This is a genomic window from Streptomyces sp. NPDC037290 (assembly GCF_055603245.1).
In genome coordinates this window covers 136,085-149,573 of record NZ_JBVJVZ010000010.1, presented here as the reverse complement: position 1 = coordinate 149,573, position 13,489 = coordinate 136,085, and the positions used below count along the sequence as shown (strand labels likewise).

Sequence of the window (13,489 nt, the reverse complement as noted above, 5' to 3'; positions counted from 1 at the left end):
TGTGCGTAGTAGCGCGGGCTACTTCCAGAGACTGTACGGGGCCCCGTACACTCAGGGCAAGTGGCCCGCCCGATGAGAAGAGGCCGGGTGTGACCGAGGAGGCACGGCGCGTGATCGACGCCATGAACGCCGTGGAGGCGATGACGGACCCGCTGGAACGCGCGAAAGCCATCGGCGAGGTGATGGCCGACCAAGCAGAGCGCGGCAAGCGGTGGCGAGAGATGCGCCGGCAGGTTGTACTGGAGATGCGCGCCCAAAAGCCGAAGCCGGTGTCGTACCGGAAGATTGCTGCCGCGCTCGGGGTCGGACTGGCTACGGTGCAGGACATCGAGCGGGGCTACACGGGCTCGGGTACCGACCGGCCACGCGCGAAGGAAGAGACGGAGTAGCCGCGCCCGGACAGACGAGAGCCCCGGTCCACTTCGGCCGGGGCTTCGTCATACCTGCGGCACGGGGTTCCTGGCTTCTGGGCGGTACCACTCTCGAAGCTCGGCGCCAGCCGTCACTCGACTGCCCGGCCTGAAGTGCAGGAGGCCCCGACACGAGGCAGTGTGCTCCGACCGACCCTTATCGAGTAAGGAGCCGTCGATGACGGGATTCTCAGACGACGAGCGCTTCGCGTTCGACCAGAGTGAGATCGATTGGAGACCAGCACGGAGCCACGCCGCTCAAGAAGGGGAGTTCCGGGAGCTCTACCTGAACCACCTGGATATTGCCGTATGGATCGACTCGTGGGCTGGCAGGTTACGCGGGGACCGATACGTCGCTGACAAGCGCTACAACGATGGCTTCTTGGAAGCTCTCGCGGAAGTGGCGGCGCGCCTTCGGCAGGCCGACTTTGTACCAGGCAACGGTTTCATCCCGGATTAGGGCCTCAGTCATTTGGGTGTCTGCTGCGTGCTGCGATCAGGCCTGTGCCGCAGTCTGTTCCTATGCCTGTGGTGATCGTGTACCCGCCCGATGGGCAGGGTGGCCGGCGTGTCCGTATCGACGGCGAGATCTCGGGCCGCGCGTTCGACTTCGGGGACGTCCTGGAGTTCCTGCGCCGTGCCGGCCTTGAGGACCTGGACGGCTCCGATGTGGAGCGCGCGGAGTGGATCGAGTGGCGTGGGGGCGGCCCGGACGTGTGGGAGCGTTGACGCGGGGGTTCCGATCCAGCCAGGCCGGGCGTAGCGTCGCTGATACACAAAGGGGGGCGCCCTTTCCCAGCCCCTATATCCCCGGGGCTGGGGGCTTCCTCTTGCTCAGGTGGCGGGCGTAGCGTCTATCCCCCCGCGAAGGGGCACCTTGGGGGTGCCTGGCCCGCCGGCTGTAGGGGTACACGCCCGGCGGGCCGCGCCACGTCTGTCACTCGTTCGTGAGTTCGCTGCGCGCCGCGCCTTCCCTGCTCGTAGGTTCCTCGCGCCGATACCGACGAGGAGGAAACCTGATGGAATCGATCCGCGATTACGCTGGCGAGGTGCGCGTCTGCGCCTCTTGCGGACAGCCGTGCTGCCTCAGCGAAACGGAGTACGGCGATATGTGGCAGCACTTCAGTGAGCAGTGGGACGGCGTGTACTGCCCGCGGTTTCCGCTGTGTGGCACGCCGCTGGCGATGGAGTGGGACGAGATGTCGCTGAAGCAGTTTCGGGAGGAGTATCCCAACGCGCGGCGGTAGCCGAGGAGCACGATCGCCCCGTCTCAACCGTGGAGGCGGGGCGGTCGGTTGCCTTCGGTGTGGAGCCGTTGGCGAGGGTGCGTCCAGCCAGATGCGAGGCCCGTTCAGGATGACACGGCCGTCAAGCGCTCAATGGCTGATCCAGATCGTCGCCTTCGGGTGCGCAGCGCACGCGTCCCGCAGTCGGCGTAGGTAGTTGAGCGCGCCGTCGTAGTCGCCCCACCCGTTGGCCGGGTTCATCGCCTCGTACTTGCTGGGGTCGGCTTCCATTGCGGTGACTGCGCGTTGCAGGGCGGGGAGGCTGGTGCCGGCGTTGGTGTCTTTGAGGTCGGCGAGGCGGTGGCCGAGGGCGTCGGTCCACATGGGGGCGACGTTGCTGGTGTAGTTGCCGATCTCGGCTGCGCAGTAGTCGACGGGTTCGGGGCCGCCGGTGTCGACTTGGATGTAGAGGCTGATGTCGTAGCTCACGACTGCTCCTGGTGGTCGGTCGTTTGGGTCGCTGTCGCCGGCGCGGGTTGGTCGAAGGCGGCGCGCCACCGGTTGTAGTCGTCGGGGTGTATTGGATGGATGGCCTGGTAGCCGAGGGGTGTCGGGTCGCCGGCGCGGGTGATCGGGTAGAGGGTGTTGAGGACTTCGGCGAGGGCGGCCTCGGCCCGCTCGGCGCGTTCCACTGCTTCGAGCGTGGCGGTGTTGAGTGCGCGGTTGGCGATCTCCAGGCGTCCGCGTTCGCCCCGTTCGCGTTCCCAGTCTTCGACGGTGGGGGCGGCGTCACCGCGTCCGCAGGCGGGGCAGTAGCCGCGGGCTACCTGCCGGAGTGCGTCGAGCTGGTCGTACAGCTGGTCGAGTTCGGTGTCGGTGATGGTGGATGCGGTCCGGCGGTCGGTCATGCTGCTGCTCCGGTGGCGGCTTGGCGTGCGGTGTCGCGGATGCCGGCGACCAGTTCCTCGATGCGGTCGACGGGGATGCGGATGGGGATGCTGGCGTAATCGCCGCGGGCCCACAGGGTGACGACGGGTTCGCCGTGCCAGCCGGTGTCGGGTGTGGTTTCGATCTGGTGGTCGTCGGTGTCGCGGTAGCGGTAGGTCACAGGTTCTCCTGTCGGGGCTCTGTACGCCCTCTGTGAGGCTCTGGGGGCGGGTTTGGTGGCGCTGGAGTCGCGCGAGGGGCTGTTCGGCCGTCAGGCGCCCGCCTAGCGCCCGTGGTGGGGCCGTGTGGTGGCGGCCCCGGATCGCGGCGGGCTAGCGGGGCTCGGGCTCGGCCGTGCCGGGCTCGGCCACGGCGGTAGGGCCGGTGCAGATCCACGGGTACAGGACGGTCTTGTCGATCTGCGGTCGGCAGATGGGGCAGTCCTCGGCGTTGCCGCCGGTGTGCTGCGCCCTGCCGTCCTGTGTCGGGTCCTGCTGCGCCTCACGGGCGGGCTGTGGTCCCAGCCGGGCGAGGAAGTACGCCTGGCCGTCCGCGCTACGGCAGTACGCCTCTCGGTGGCCAGCGGGCCGGGCGCACGGCGGGTACTCCTCTCCGGTGACGCTCTCGGTCCGCCCACACGGGTCCTGCTGCGCCTCGCCAGCCAGACGACGCAGCTCGGCCATCACCTCGTAGGCGCCGTTCATCTGGTCGAGCAGGCACTCGGTGCGCAGGCGGAGTGCTACGTCCTCGGCAATGTCGGCGGCGCGTTCCAGGGCGGTCTGCTGGCCGGGCGCGGGCAGCACGGCGGCGTAGGTGGCGGGCGGCTCGGTCACGATCTGCACCGGGGTACCGGCGGCCATCATCCGGTCGATGTCCGCCTCGGTGAGGTCGGTGTCGTCCGGCAGCACGGCCAGCACCGCGTCGGCGCAGCAGTCGTACTCGTCGGCGGGGACCTGGTCGCCGAGGTGGACCATGCCGTGCTCACGCAGGGCGGCGGCGATCCGCTCCCGCAGCGCCGTCTGGTCGGTGGCGGGCGCCGGGCCGGCAGCGTTCTGGGCGCGGCGGAGTTCAGCGTCCCACACGCCGCGGATGGCGTCGATCGCCTTGTGCACAGGGCGAGTCAGCTCGCCGCCCGCCGCCTCGATGGCGTGCTGGAGGGCGTACAGGGCGCGGATGTCGTTGACGCCGCCATCCTCGAACGTGCGCGGCTGGGGCACGGCCTCGGAGCGCACTTCGTCAAGCAGGGCGCGGACGGTGTCGCACCAGTCGACCGAGTCGGAGCCGGGGATAGAAGCGATCAGCGCGAACAGGCGGTCGGCCGCAAGGGCAGTCGGTTCGGTCATGGTGTTCTCCAGGGCTGGTGGCTGGTGCGGGCGGTCGGTCGTGGTGTGGGAGGCTGGGGCCGGCCTGGGCGCGGTAACGGCGCGCCCAGGCCGCCTTGCGTGCGGAGTGGTCACGGCCGGGCGGCGGTGGGCTGGTTCACCGGGCAGTGCGGCTCGTGCTGGTAGAAGGCCGGGCGCTTGTAGTCGTCGTGCTCGCGGACGGGCTCGCAGTCGCAGAGCTGGGATTCCAACTCGTTGACGCGGCCGGAGAAGTCGGCGAGTTCCGCGCGGAGGCGGCGGATCTCGGCGGCCATGGCGGCAGCAGCGTCGGCAGCCGGGTGCGCGGAGCAACAGGCGAACCCGAGATCCGGGTGCTGCTGGTAGGCGGCGATCACGGTGTCGATCTGGTCGAGGTCGAGGGGCTGGGTCATCGGTGCTCCTTGGGTGACGGGACGGGTCAGGCGGACGGGGTGGCGGTGGCGCGCTCGTGCTCGCCGGACAGGCAGAGGACGCAGAACTCCGTGTCCGGGCCGGAGTGCTGGACGCGCTCAGGGGCGGCGATGCGCGGCTCGATGTACGCGTGCCGGTAGTGCGGGATCGGATCGCGGCGCGGCACGAACCCGTAGTCCTGCCCGGTCAGCTCGGCGCCGTCGAACTCGCGGTGGTAGCGCGTCTCCTCGCCGGGCCCGGCGTCCGGCTCCTCGCCTTCCATCGCGATCCCGGCTGCGTGCAGCTCCGACAGGGTCATGTCGTCGAGCTGCATCCACTTGCCGGTCGCGACCTTGTAGCCCGCGGGCTTCTCGACGTGCTCGAAGGCCTCGTCGAACTGGCGCAGCAGGCTGACGAACTGTTCCTGCCACTCGGTCGGCATGGACTGGAGCAGGGTCCGCGGCTTCACCAGGTGGTCGGCGTAGGACAGTTCGAAGTACTTGTGGATCGGGCCGTCGGTCGGGTTGATGCGGGTCTCGGTCATGGTGCGGGGGTCCTTTCGGGTGGTGGCCTGAGACAGATCAGGCGGAGGGGTTCCGGCGGGCGAGCATGCGCGCCTTGATCTGCTCCTGGGTCGGCTGGGCCCACTGATGCCAGCCCACCGGCGGCTTCCAGCGCCGGGCGTGCTCGCGCTGGTCGATGCCGCACCAGCGGCACCCGGACGGGTTGGCGGTCACTGGGATGCCTCCGTACCGTCAAAGCCGAGCTGGCCGGGCACCTGCATGACGGGCTCAGGCGGCATGAGGGCATCGAGGGCGGCCTGGTGCTCTGTGTCGTCGGAGGCGCAGAAGACCTTGCCGTCGGCGGTGACGGTCCACCCCGTACCGGTGAGCGCCTTGCGGGCTTCGGCGAGGTCGCTGAAGTGGGCGGTGTACTCGTCTTCGTCGTAGGCGTACTTGCAGACGTCGCAGGCGACGGTGATGCAGGTGTGCTCGCGGATCATGGTGTGGGTCTCCGTTGTGGGTGTGGTGGGTGGTGGTGACGGGGGCGGGTCAGGCGGTGGGGGTGCTTTGGCCGGGTGGTGCAGCGGGTCAGGCGGCTGTCTGGCGGGCTGTGGCGGCCTCGTGGGGGCGCGGGGTGCCGGGGGTTCCGACGGTGTCGCAGAGGGCCTGCCAGTGGGCGTCTTGCTCGGCGCGGGTCCAGTAGCGCTGGTAGGTGCGGGGTTGGGGTGGTGCCGGTTCGGGTCGGGTGGGGACGTCTTCTGCGAGGAGGCGGGCCATCGGCGTCATTGGGGGCTCGTTTCGCGGAGGCGGTTGGTGGTCCAGGTGTGGCCGCAGCGGGGGCAGCGGTAGCGGCTGGTGATCTGCCGACCGCTGCTGGTTTCGGTGGCGGGGTCTATGCCGCGGTGGCAGCAGTTGGGACATGAGTCAGTCATGGACAGCTCCCGCAAGGGGGTGGGGTAGGTCCGCTGGGTGCGGTGCCGCAGGGCCACGCGCCTTTGCGGGGGATGTGGTAGGCGGGCGTTTCGTCTTCCGGCTCCTCGACCGGCTTCGGCAGGGTCTTGCCGGCGAGCTGGGTGAACAGGGCGACGAGGGAGCCTTCTTCGCGGATGGCGGCGAGGTCGTCCGCCTGGAAGGGGGTCACGTCTCGTCCATGTCGCAGAAGCGGCTGTAGTGCAGCTGCGATGCGACGGTGATCGTGGAGAGCGGCCCGGCCCGGTGCTTGGCCACGATGAGGTCGGTCTCGCCGGCCCGCGGAGATTCCCTCTCGTAGGCGTCTTCGCGGTGGACGAGGATGACGACGTCGGCGTCCTGCTCCAGGGATCCGGACTCGCGGAGGTCGGACAGCATGGGCTTTTTGTCGGTGCGCTGCTCGGGTCCGCGGTTGAGCTGGCAGAGGACGACGACGGGGATGTCGAGTTCCTTGGCCATGAGCTTGATGCCGCGGCTCATTTCGGAGACTTCGACCTGCCGGTTCTCGGGTCGCTTCTTGCCGGGGCTGTCGAGGAGTTGCAGGTAGTCGATGACGGCGAGGCCGAGGCCGGTCTTCTGTTTGATCTGGCGGCAGCGGGCTTTGATCTGGTTGACGGTGCGGTTGGGGGTGGCGTCGATGGTGAGGGGGGCGGTGGCGAGCTTCTGCATCTGGTTGGCGAAGGCGGCCCAGTCGTGGTCGGTCATGGCGCCGCCGCGGATCTTGTGGAGGCCGATCATGGCTTCGGCGGAGATGATGCGGTGCTGCACCTCGCGGCGGGACATCTCCAGGCTGAAGAACGCGGCAGGGATCTTGTCGCGGAGGGAGGCGGCGCGGAGGAAGTCGACGCCGAGGGTGGACTTTCCGAGGCCGGGACGCCCCGCAATGATGATCATCTGGCCGGGGTGGAGGCCGTGGGTGAGGTAGTCCAGGTCTTTGAACCCGGTGGAGATGCCGATGGCGCGGCCTTCGCTCTGGAGTTTCTCCAGTTCGGCGACGACTTCGGGGAGGTCTTCGCCGAGGAGCGCGGAGTCGGCTTCCTCGCGGGCCTTGGTGACGTTGGTGAGTTCGGCGTGGGCTGCGTCGGGGGCGTGCTGGGCTTCGCCTTCGGCGGCGTAGCCGAGTTGGGTGATGCGGTTGCCGGCTTCGGTGATGCGGCGCCAGATGGCGCAGTCGCGGACGATTTCGGCGTAGTACTCGGCGTTGGCGGCGGTGGGGACGGCGCTGACGCACTGGCTGAGGTAGGTGAGTCCGCCGATCTTGTCGAGGGTTCCGAGTTCGCGGAGGTAGTTGGAGACGGTGATCTGGTCGGCGGGTTCGTTGTGGCCGTAGAGGTCGACGATGGCGCGGTAGATCGTTTCGTGTTGGGGGCGGTAGAAGTCTTCGGCGTCGACGACTTCGAGGACTTCGGTGATGGCGCGCTTGGAGAGGAGCATGCCGCCGAGGACGCACTGTTCGGCCGCGGTGTCCTGCGGGGGTACGCGCTCGAAGGTCTCGTCTTCCACTGGGTGTTCTCCGGTTTCGGGTCAGGCTGCGTGGGCGGTCTGCGAGGGGTGGCATTTGGGGCAGGGGCGGGCGTTGCCGCGGTCGTCGTAGATCTGGCGGAGGTGGCCTTCGCGTTCGGCGGCTCGGGCTCCGTCGGCGCATTCGCCGCACCAGGGGGGCAGCGTGGTAGAGGACTTGGGCTGGGGGGCCGGCGCGTACTTGTCCTCGTAGCGGCGTTCGCGGAGCCAGTTCGCGGATTGCTTGACGAAGCGGAACTCGATGTCGGTGGCTTCGCGGGCGTAGGCCTGCGCGGCGGCGGTGATCTTCTTGGGGTCGGCTCCGCCCAGGACGGCCGCGATCCATTCGGCTCGGGTCTTATCCATGTCGCGGCTCTTGGGGTGGAGCTGCCAGAAGCGGCCGAAGTCGAGCTTCTCCTCATCAGTGATCGCACGGGCAGCAGGGTGCGGCGGTGCGGTAGTTACTTCTTCTTTTGAGGGGTCTGAGGAGTAGGGGTCCGGGGTTCCCGGACCCTTTCCATGTGGTTCCCGGACCCTTTCGGGGTCGTTCCCGGACCCTTTCTTGCCGTTTGGGTCCGGGGTTCCCGGACCCTTTCGACCGGGTTGGGTCCGGGGATCCTGGACGCTTTGTCCGGAGAACCCGGACCCTTCCTCGTCGATAGCGTCCGGAGAACCCGGACCCTTTCCGGGGTCCAAGGTGACCGGACCGAGGACCGGGATGCGGTACACCGCGCGGCGTCCCCGGTGGCCGGCGGTGACGCTTTCGAGGGCACCTTTGGCGCGCAGGGCCTTGAGGACTTCGTATCGGCTGGAGCGTCCGGGCAGGCGCATCCTGTGGGCGATGGCCGGGTCGTCTTCGATCCCGGGCCAGCACTCCCTCGTCGTGTCGTTGGCGTTCTCGGCCAGGACTGCGAGGGCGTACCGCTCACGCCATGTCAGCGCGTCTGGCGCGTGTTCAAGCACCTCGACGAACAGGCGGATACCCACAGGCTGTCTTCTTTCGGTCGTGCGGAATCAGCGGGCTTCGCGTCTTGGCAGCGCTGACCTCGCGCTGCCATACTACTTTAAAGATTGGCCAACTTGGAAGGATTGGAAATGACTTACACTCTGGCCATGGCTGCTGACCAGGGCATTCGCATCGCAGAGGACGGTGTGGCAGAGGTCTCGATGACCGATGCGCGCGCCAACCTGACCCAGCTCATCCGGGACGTGCGCTACGGCGGACGGTCCGCGGCCTTCACGGAGCGCGGGAAGCGAAGTGCCTACGTAGTGCCGCCCGAGTTCTATGAACAGGCGGTGGGGGATCGCCTCCGGGTGGCTGCTTTCGACGCTGCGCTGAAGGAGTGCACGGCGGAGACCCAGCCGACCGCCTTCCTTCAGGTCATGATGAACAAGCTGGCCGAGATGAGCTGACACGGTTCCCCTCCCTTCTTCCGGGCCCCGCACCGAGCTGGTGCGGGGCTTCGCTGCGTGCGGCTGGCGGTCAGTCGTGGTCGTAGAACTCGATTTCGATGCCGTCGCGGCGGACGGTGATCTCGGCGTGGTCGCCGAACGCGTCCAGGAGGACGTTCTCGAAGGCGCCGCCCTCGATGGCCTTCTCCAGTTCCTTGCACCGCTGGTAGCGGGCCTCGTCGGGCCCTTCGTATGCGGCGCCGACCCGCTTGTTACGGCCCGGGTTCTCGGGGTCGGGAACCCACTCGCCGCCTTTCACTTCGCCGAGGGTGCGGTGGCCCCACATCTCCAGCTCGTCCTGGTCGGCGTCCTCGTCGTCGGTGGTGCGCACCCACGTGCCGTGGACGCTGAAGGTGCAGGGCTCGCCGTCGTTGAAGTACGGGGTGTACTGCCGCCACCCGAACTCGACGATGGTGGGGTCGTCGAGGACGGCCTGGAGGATGGGCTGGAGGTCCTCGATGGGCTTCTGCTCGACGCGGGTCTCGCCGCGGGTGATGTCGCCCTGGACGGGGATGCCGAGGAAGTTGCGGGTGGTGGTCACTTGTTGCCTCCGGTGGGCGTGTTGAGGAGCAGGTGGGAGAGCGGGACGGTCTTGCGCTGGGAACCGGACATCCACGGGGCGATCGGCATGCCGTCGATGTAGTCCGCCGGGGAGGGCAGCCAGCCGAGGTCTTCGAGGACGTGCTGTTCGGCGATGAGCCGGACGGGGACCTGGACGGTGGACCGCTGCTTGGGGATGTCGAGGGTGACGCCGAAGATCCGCTGGCAGAGCCAAACGCCTTCGGTGTGGTGGTACAGGGAGCGGTGGCGGACGTCGCCGATGATCCGCTTGCTGCTGTCGATGAACTCGTGCACGGGCAGGTACAAGTCGGGGCTTCCGCCCCACTTGCGGGCGCTGCTCTGGGCGTGGTGCCAAGAGTTCACTGCTGGTCTCCTTGGGATGGTGGGTTAGGCGATGCGTCCGGCTTGTGCGGCGCGGGTGCCGCGCCAGACGGCGACGGCGGACTTCTCACCGGTGGGCCGGCTGGACCGCTCGAACGCGACGTGCTCGATCAGCCGGTCCCGGACCAGGGACTGCGTGAAGTTCCCCCAGTCGGATCGAGCGCAGGGCGGCTCGGGCAGGTCCGCGTCGTGGGCTATCTCGTAGGTCGTGAACCGGCGCCCTGACTGCGCGGCGGCCACGAACGCGGGCCGGACGAGGTCCACCCACTCCGCGTAGGAGAGCCCACTGGGGGTGGGGACGGTGCCGTCGAGGGTGGGTTGCACGGTGGTCATGGGTGGTCCTCTCGTGCAGGGCATACGTCCTGGTGCTGGTGGATGGGTTCGAGGCGAGGAAGTCGGCGACCTAGCGGTGGCCGGTGGCTCGGCGGTGCAGCCAGCAGCGCACGCACAGGAAGTCCGCGACGACGAGACCACCGGCCGTGCGATGCACCTGCAGACCGTCGAGCCAGCCAGTCACGACGCCAGGTCGTCCGCCGCGTATTGCGCCTGAGCAGCAGCCCGCGCAGCCGCCCCCTCGGTCGCCTGCTTCCGCTGGAACCGCTCCTGGTTGTCGAGGAGGTGCCGCGGGTTGACACACTCGACGACCGGGCATTCCGGGGCGCGGCGGATGATGCCGACTGCCTTGTGCCCGCGGTCGAGTTGGAACGCGAGCTGCTTCGGGGTGACCGGGAGGCCGCGGAAGGAGAAGGAGCCAACGGGGCCGTGCCAGCCGATGTGCCCATCGGACAGGGTGTGGGTGTACTGGTCCCACAGGTCGCGGAGGGTTTCGGTTGGGTTGAGTTCGGGCTGCAGGACCGCGTATACGGCGGTCTTCACCGTCTCGGGGTCCTGCAGTTGGTGGATCTTGTACTTCTTACGGATCGTGTTCCGCTGACCCTCGCTGAGGCCGCCCCACACGCCGGTTCCCTCACCCCGGACGAGGGCGTGTTGTGCGCACTGCAGCATGGTCGGGCAGCTGAAGCAGCTGCTCTTGGCGTCCTTGACCGCGGTAGCGTTGCCAGGGTTCGGGAACCAGAACTCCGGGTCCTTGTCCCGGCAGACAGCCGTGTCCCGCCAGTTGGTCTTGCGCTTGGCCTCAGGGATTGAGCCGTTGTGGTGAGTCATGGTTCAGGCTCCGAAGATCGCGTTGAACGTGGCTTTGTTGCGTTGCCGGATCAGCCGGTCGTCCATGTGCTCGGGGGCGACGCAGCCTTCGTGGCCGCAGCCCGGCAGGGCGTAGCCCTCGGGCTCCCGCTGGTGTTTGATGCGGAACGCGATGCGGTTTGCGGACAGCAGCCGGCCGCCGTGGCGGAGGGATGGGGTGCCGTCGTTGGTGCGGTAGCCGTCCCACTCGAAGTGGCCGTCGTTGATCGGTTTGATGCGCCGCCAGAAGAGGTCTTCGGCGGTGGCGGCGGGCTTGGGCCCGGACTTGGCTTTGGGCATGCCGAGTTCTGTGCGGGCGGCGGCGACTTTCTTGGTGCAGGTGTTGAGCTGGCGGGCGATCGCGGCGTTGGAGTAGCCGGCTTGGAGGAGTTCGGCGACGTCGGCGCGGACGCTCACGCGGCCACCCCCGCGGCGAGTTCGTCGAGGATGATCTCCGTGTACGGCTGCCGTTTGCCGGGTTGGTCCTTGCGGCCGGTGAGCCGCCAGTAACGCCGGCCGCGCGGCAGTTGTTCGGCGAGGACCGGGACGGCGCCGACCAGCTGCGCGAGGTCCCACAGGGCGTTCCACTCGGCCGGGGGGAGGGCGCCGGACCGCTTGCACTGGACGAAGAGGATCTGTCCGGTCTTGATTGCGACCAGGTCGACCTTCGACTTCGATCCGGCGGTCCGGAGTACCTCGTACCCCTCCTCGCGGAGGTGGGTGCGGACGCGGTGTTCGAGGTCACGGCCGCGCGCGTAGTTGGAGCGCGGCTTCGACGGCGTGGTCACGTCGCGTTCTCCTTCCTGCGCTCGCGCTGCTCTCGCTGGGCGTTGGAGCTTGCGGCGCGGCAGGGGAGGCAGCGGCAGAACCAGTTCACGTAGGTGCTGCGCTTGCCGTGCCCTGCCCGGTCCGCGCCGGTCGGGTCTTGGCGGCGGCGGGCGTTCGCGGCGTTTTGGTAAATGCGGTTGGCCTCGCGGCAGGCGCTGCAGCGGCAGCCGTTCTTGTAGGTGTTCACGTGGCCGTGGATCTGACGGGTGTTGGTCACCGTTCCTCCAGCAGTTCGGTGCCGGGCATCGGTGCGCCGATCCCGAACCGGCGGTGCAGGTCCTTGTCGGCGGTGGCGTGGATGTCCAGGTGCGCGTCGAGGTCTTCGAGGAGGAGCAGCGAGTCCGGGCCGTCGTAGTCGCCAGCACGGTGACGGCGAACCACGCGGGCCACGGCCGCCGACAGGCCGACGATCGCCAGCACGGCGAGGACGACGGCGAACAGCAGGAGGATCGCGGCGACACCGCCGATCAGCCGCTGTTCGAGGACGGCGCGGGCGATCACTGGTCGCCTCCGATCTGGTGGCCTTCGGTGCAGCGGAGCAGAGCACCATGGACGGTGGCCGCGGCCAAGCCGTTGCACTGGTCGCAGTGCACGAGGCGCGTGTGGAAGAGCTGGCCGGGGAGACGGTCAGCGCGGTGGCGGCCGGTCGCGCGGCCGAAGTAGCGGGAGGCGAGCTTCACGCCGTCACCCCCTCGGCGGCGGCCTGCACCTCGGCGAGCTGTTCACGGAGCTGGCACAGTTCGTGCTCCTGCTGCAGGTTCGCCCAGTGCAGGCTCAGGCACTGCTGGTCGAGGTGCTTCCGTGCCCGCTCCGACAGCGCGAGCAGCTGCGTCAAGCGGGCGTCACCGGCGGCCGGCTGCACGGCGACGGGGCTGTCCGGGTGTTCGTCGCGGTGGTGCTGCAGCAGGGCGACGAGCTTGAGGTTCGCGGCGTCCTTCTCGGCGAGCTTCTCCTCGGCGTCCCGCAGTTTGCGGAGAAGGTGGTCGAACCGTGCGCGGGCAACGAACATCACTGCCCCTCCGTTCGCTGAGCAGGGATGAGGGGCCAGTCGCCGCGCACGGTCTTGGCGCGGTCCTCCTTGCCGGGGGTGCGGCGGAAGTAGTCGGCCAGGGACTCGGCCTGCTCGCGCGCCCACGTCGTCTGCAGGGCGTGCAGCTCATCGAGCGACGCGTTGCCGATCTCGGCGTTCGTCGAGGCGATCCGCCACGCCACCCGGCACGCGGCCAGCGCGTCCGCCGCGGCGTCGTGCGCGCTGTCCAACGGGACCTGGTAGTGGCGGCACAGGTCCGACAGCGCCCGCTTCCCCCGCCGGTAGGGGTCGACGTGCTTGTCCAGAACGAACGGGTCGACCACGCGGAGGTCCGCGCCGACGGTCTCAGCGAGCGGCGTGATGCCGTGGCGACGGGCCTCGCGGTCGAGCATGGTCAGGTCGTAGGCGGCGTTCATCGCGACGACGGGGATTCCGGACAGGACGACTGCGGTCAATGCGGTGACGACCTGCTCGACGACCTCGGGCGCGGGGCGGCCTTCTTTCCGGGCACGTTCGGTGTTGATGCCGTGCACCGCTGCGGCGGCCTCGGGGATTTCGATGCCGGGGTCGGCCATCCACGTGGCGGAGGCGACCGGCTGGCTGGCGCCGCACTGGACGACGCACGCCTGCACGATGCGGTCCCGTTCCGGGCTGACGCCGGTGGTTTCGGTGTCGAAGCCGGCAAGCCTGCCCAGGTACCAGGGCGGTGCGGTGGTGTTGTTCTCGTTCAACGTGGTCTCCTTGGCGGGTGGCCGCCCGCGCTTCCCTC

At 68.9% G+C, this 13,489-nt stretch carries 28 protein-coding genes; 5 read left to right on the top strand and 23 right to left on the bottom strand.

The window, feature by feature from the left end; genetic code table 11:
- Positions 1–89 precede the first annotated feature (89 nt).
- The 4 genes from ACZ7HQ_RS30280 to ACZ7HQ_RS30265 all read left to right on the top strand — a co-directional run bounded on the left by ACZ7HQ_RS30280 (position 90) and on the right by ACZ7HQ_RS30265 (position 1,657).
- The gene (locus ACZ7HQ_RS30280; RefSeq protein WP_470996547.1) at positions 90–389 is read left to right on the top strand and encodes a helix-turn-helix domain-containing protein; all 300 of its coding nucleotides are present in this window, start codon (positions 90–92) and stop codon (positions 387–389) included.
- A gap of 199 nt (positions 390–588) precedes the next feature.
- The gene (locus ACZ7HQ_RS30275) at positions 589–870 is read left to right on the top strand and encodes a hypothetical protein (protein ID WP_470996544.1); all 282 of its coding nucleotides are present in this window, start codon (positions 589–591) and stop codon (positions 868–870) included.
- Between the two features lie 62 nt (positions 871–932).
- A complete protein-coding gene (locus tag ACZ7HQ_RS30270) occupies positions 933–1,139 on the top strand; it encodes a hypothetical protein (RefSeq protein ID WP_470996541.1) in 207 nt (68 codons plus the stop codon).
- Between the two features lie 290 nt (positions 1,140–1,429).
- Positions 1,430–1,657: a hypothetical protein gene (locus ACZ7HQ_RS30265; RefSeq protein WP_470996538.1), complete on the top strand. Its 228-nt coding sequence runs from the start codon at positions 1,430–1,432 to the stop codon at positions 1,655–1,657.
- 129 nt (positions 1,658–1,786) lie between these two features.
- Here ACZ7HQ_RS30265 and ACZ7HQ_RS30260 read toward each other — a convergent pair whose 3' ends face one another.
- The 12 genes from ACZ7HQ_RS30260 to ACZ7HQ_RS30205 all read right to left on the bottom strand — a co-directional run bounded on the left by ACZ7HQ_RS30260 (position 1,787) and on the right by ACZ7HQ_RS30205 (position 8,273).
- Complete coding sequence (locus ACZ7HQ_RS30260; RefSeq protein WP_470996536.1) at positions 1,787–2,125, bottom strand: hypothetical protein; 339 nt, start codon at positions 2,123–2,125, stop codon at positions 1,787–1,789.
- Positions 2,122–2,544 (bottom strand): hypothetical protein, encoded by a 423-nt coding sequence (locus ACZ7HQ_RS30255; protein ID WP_470996534.1) that lies wholly within the window; start codon positions 2,542–2,544, stop codon positions 2,122–2,124. Before ACZ7HQ_RS30255 ends, ACZ7HQ_RS30260 begins: the two co-directional genes overlap by 4 nt.
- Entirely contained in the window at positions 2,541–2,744 is a 204-nt protein-coding gene (locus tag ACZ7HQ_RS30250) for a hypothetical protein (RefSeq protein WP_470996532.1), read from the bottom strand. The genes ACZ7HQ_RS30255 and ACZ7HQ_RS30250 overlap by 4 nt, the downstream gene beginning before the upstream one ends.
- 151 nt (positions 2,745–2,895) lie before the next feature.
- The gene (locus ACZ7HQ_RS30245; RefSeq protein ID WP_470996530.1) at positions 2,896–3,906 is read right to left on the bottom strand and encodes a hypothetical protein; all 1,011 of its coding nucleotides are present in this window, start codon (positions 3,904–3,906) and stop codon (positions 2,896–2,898) included.
- Between the two features lie 110 nt (positions 3,907–4,016).
- Positions 4,017–4,316, bottom strand: a complete 300-nt coding sequence (locus ACZ7HQ_RS30240; protein ID WP_470996528.1) for a hypothetical protein — start codon at positions 4,314–4,316, stop codon at positions 4,017–4,019.
- 26 nt (positions 4,317–4,342) lie between these two features.
- The gene (locus tag ACZ7HQ_RS30235; RefSeq protein ID WP_470996525.1) at positions 4,343–4,858 is read right to left on the bottom strand and encodes a hypothetical protein; all 516 of its coding nucleotides are present in this window, start codon (positions 4,856–4,858) and stop codon (positions 4,343–4,345) included.
- A 37-nt stretch (positions 4,859–4,895) separates the two neighbouring features.
- The gene (locus ACZ7HQ_RS30230) at positions 4,896–5,051 is read right to left on the bottom strand and encodes a hypothetical protein (protein ID WP_470996522.1); all 156 of its coding nucleotides are present in this window, start codon (positions 5,049–5,051) and stop codon (positions 4,896–4,898) included.
- Positions 5,048–5,317: a hypothetical protein gene (locus ACZ7HQ_RS30225; RefSeq protein ID WP_470996519.1), complete on the bottom strand. Its 270-nt coding sequence runs from the start codon at positions 5,315–5,317 to the stop codon at positions 5,048–5,050. The genes ACZ7HQ_RS30230 and ACZ7HQ_RS30225 overlap by 4 nt, the downstream gene beginning before the upstream one ends.
- Positions 5,318–5,405: 88 nt before the next feature.
- Complete coding sequence (locus tag ACZ7HQ_RS30220) at positions 5,406–5,594, bottom strand: hypothetical protein (protein WP_470996517.1); 189 nt, start codon at positions 5,592–5,594, stop codon at positions 5,406–5,408.
- A 151-nt stretch (positions 5,595–5,745) separates the two neighbouring features.
- On the bottom strand, positions 5,746–5,958 hold the full coding sequence (locus tag ACZ7HQ_RS30215; protein ID WP_470996514.1) for a hypothetical protein: 213 nt from the start codon (positions 5,956–5,958) through the stop codon (positions 5,746–5,748).
- On the bottom strand, positions 5,955–7,289 hold the full coding sequence (gene dnaB, locus ACZ7HQ_RS30210) for a replicative DNA helicase (RefSeq protein ID WP_470996513.1): 1,335 nt from the start codon (positions 7,287–7,289) through the stop codon (positions 5,955–5,957). The genes ACZ7HQ_RS30215 and dnaB overlap by 4 nt, the downstream gene beginning before the upstream one ends.
- Before the next feature lie 21 nt (positions 7,290–7,310).
- Positions 7,311–8,273, bottom strand: a complete 963-nt coding sequence (locus ACZ7HQ_RS30205) for a hypothetical protein (protein ID WP_470996510.1) — start codon at positions 8,271–8,273, stop codon at positions 7,311–7,313.
- Between the two features lie 126 nt (positions 8,274–8,399).
- On the opposite strand from ACZ7HQ_RS30205, the gene ACZ7HQ_RS30200 reads away from it, so the two are divergent.
- Positions 8,400–8,699, top strand: a complete 300-nt coding sequence (locus ACZ7HQ_RS30200) for a type II toxin-antitoxin system prevent-host-death family antitoxin (RefSeq protein WP_470996507.1) — start codon at positions 8,400–8,402, stop codon at positions 8,697–8,699.
- Between the two features lie 70 nt (positions 8,700–8,769).
- Here ACZ7HQ_RS30200 and ACZ7HQ_RS30195 read toward each other — a convergent pair whose 3' ends face one another.
- The 11 genes from ACZ7HQ_RS30195 to ACZ7HQ_RS30145 all read right to left on the bottom strand — a co-directional run bounded on the left by ACZ7HQ_RS30195 (position 8,770) and on the right by ACZ7HQ_RS30145 (position 13,451).
- Positions 8,770–9,279 carry a hypothetical protein gene (locus tag ACZ7HQ_RS30195; RefSeq protein WP_470996504.1) on the bottom strand — a complete coding sequence of 170 codons (510 nt, stop codon included), beginning with the start codon at positions 9,277–9,279 and terminating at the stop codon, positions 8,770–8,772.
- Positions 9,276–9,662: a DUF6915 family protein gene (locus ACZ7HQ_RS30190; RefSeq protein ID WP_470996501.1), complete on the bottom strand. Its 387-nt coding sequence runs from the start codon at positions 9,660–9,662 to the stop codon at positions 9,276–9,278. The genes ACZ7HQ_RS30195 and ACZ7HQ_RS30190 overlap by 4 nt, the downstream gene beginning before the upstream one ends.
- A 24-nt stretch (positions 9,663–9,686) precedes the next feature.
- Positions 9,687–10,013, bottom strand: a complete 327-nt coding sequence (locus tag ACZ7HQ_RS30185; protein ID WP_470996499.1) for a hypothetical protein — start codon at positions 10,011–10,013, stop codon at positions 9,687–9,689.
- A gap of 180 nt (positions 10,014–10,193) precedes the next feature.
- A complete protein-coding gene (locus tag ACZ7HQ_RS30180) occupies positions 10,194–10,844 on the bottom strand; it encodes a WhiB family transcriptional regulator (protein WP_470996496.1) in 651 nt (216 codons plus the stop codon).
- A 3-nt stretch (positions 10,845–10,847) separates the two neighbouring features.
- Positions 10,848–11,279 carry a hypothetical protein gene (locus tag ACZ7HQ_RS30175; protein WP_470996493.1) on the bottom strand — a complete coding sequence of 144 codons (432 nt, stop codon included), beginning with the start codon at positions 11,277–11,279 and terminating at the stop codon, positions 10,848–10,850.
- On the bottom strand, positions 11,276–11,650 hold the full coding sequence (locus ACZ7HQ_RS30170) for a restriction endonuclease (protein WP_470996491.1): 375 nt from the start codon (positions 11,648–11,650) through the stop codon (positions 11,276–11,278). Before ACZ7HQ_RS30170 ends, ACZ7HQ_RS30175 begins: the two co-directional genes overlap by 4 nt.
- Positions 11,647–11,907 (bottom strand): hypothetical protein, encoded by a 261-nt coding sequence (locus ACZ7HQ_RS30165; protein ID WP_470996489.1) that lies wholly within the window; start codon positions 11,905–11,907, stop codon positions 11,647–11,649. Before ACZ7HQ_RS30165 ends, ACZ7HQ_RS30170 begins: the two co-directional genes overlap by 4 nt.
- Complete coding sequence (locus ACZ7HQ_RS30160) at positions 11,904–12,191, bottom strand: hypothetical protein (RefSeq protein ID WP_470996487.1); 288 nt, start codon at positions 12,189–12,191, stop codon at positions 11,904–11,906. Before ACZ7HQ_RS30160 ends, ACZ7HQ_RS30165 begins: the two co-directional genes overlap by 4 nt.
- Positions 12,188–12,370, bottom strand: coding sequence for a hypothetical protein (locus ACZ7HQ_RS30155; protein ID WP_470996484.1), 183 nt, complete (start codon positions 12,368–12,370; stop codon positions 12,188–12,190). The genes ACZ7HQ_RS30160 and ACZ7HQ_RS30155 overlap by 4 nt, the downstream gene beginning before the upstream one ends.
- Positions 12,367–12,699, bottom strand: coding sequence for a hypothetical protein (locus ACZ7HQ_RS30150; RefSeq protein WP_470996482.1), 333 nt, complete (start codon positions 12,697–12,699; stop codon positions 12,367–12,369). Before ACZ7HQ_RS30150 ends, ACZ7HQ_RS30155 begins: the two co-directional genes overlap by 4 nt.
- On the bottom strand, positions 12,699–13,451 hold the full coding sequence (locus ACZ7HQ_RS30145; RefSeq protein WP_470996479.1) for an exonuclease domain-containing protein: 753 nt from the start codon (positions 13,449–13,451) through the stop codon (positions 12,699–12,701). Before ACZ7HQ_RS30145 ends, ACZ7HQ_RS30150 begins: the two co-directional genes overlap by 1 nt.
- Positions 13,452–13,489 lie beyond the last annotated feature (38 nt).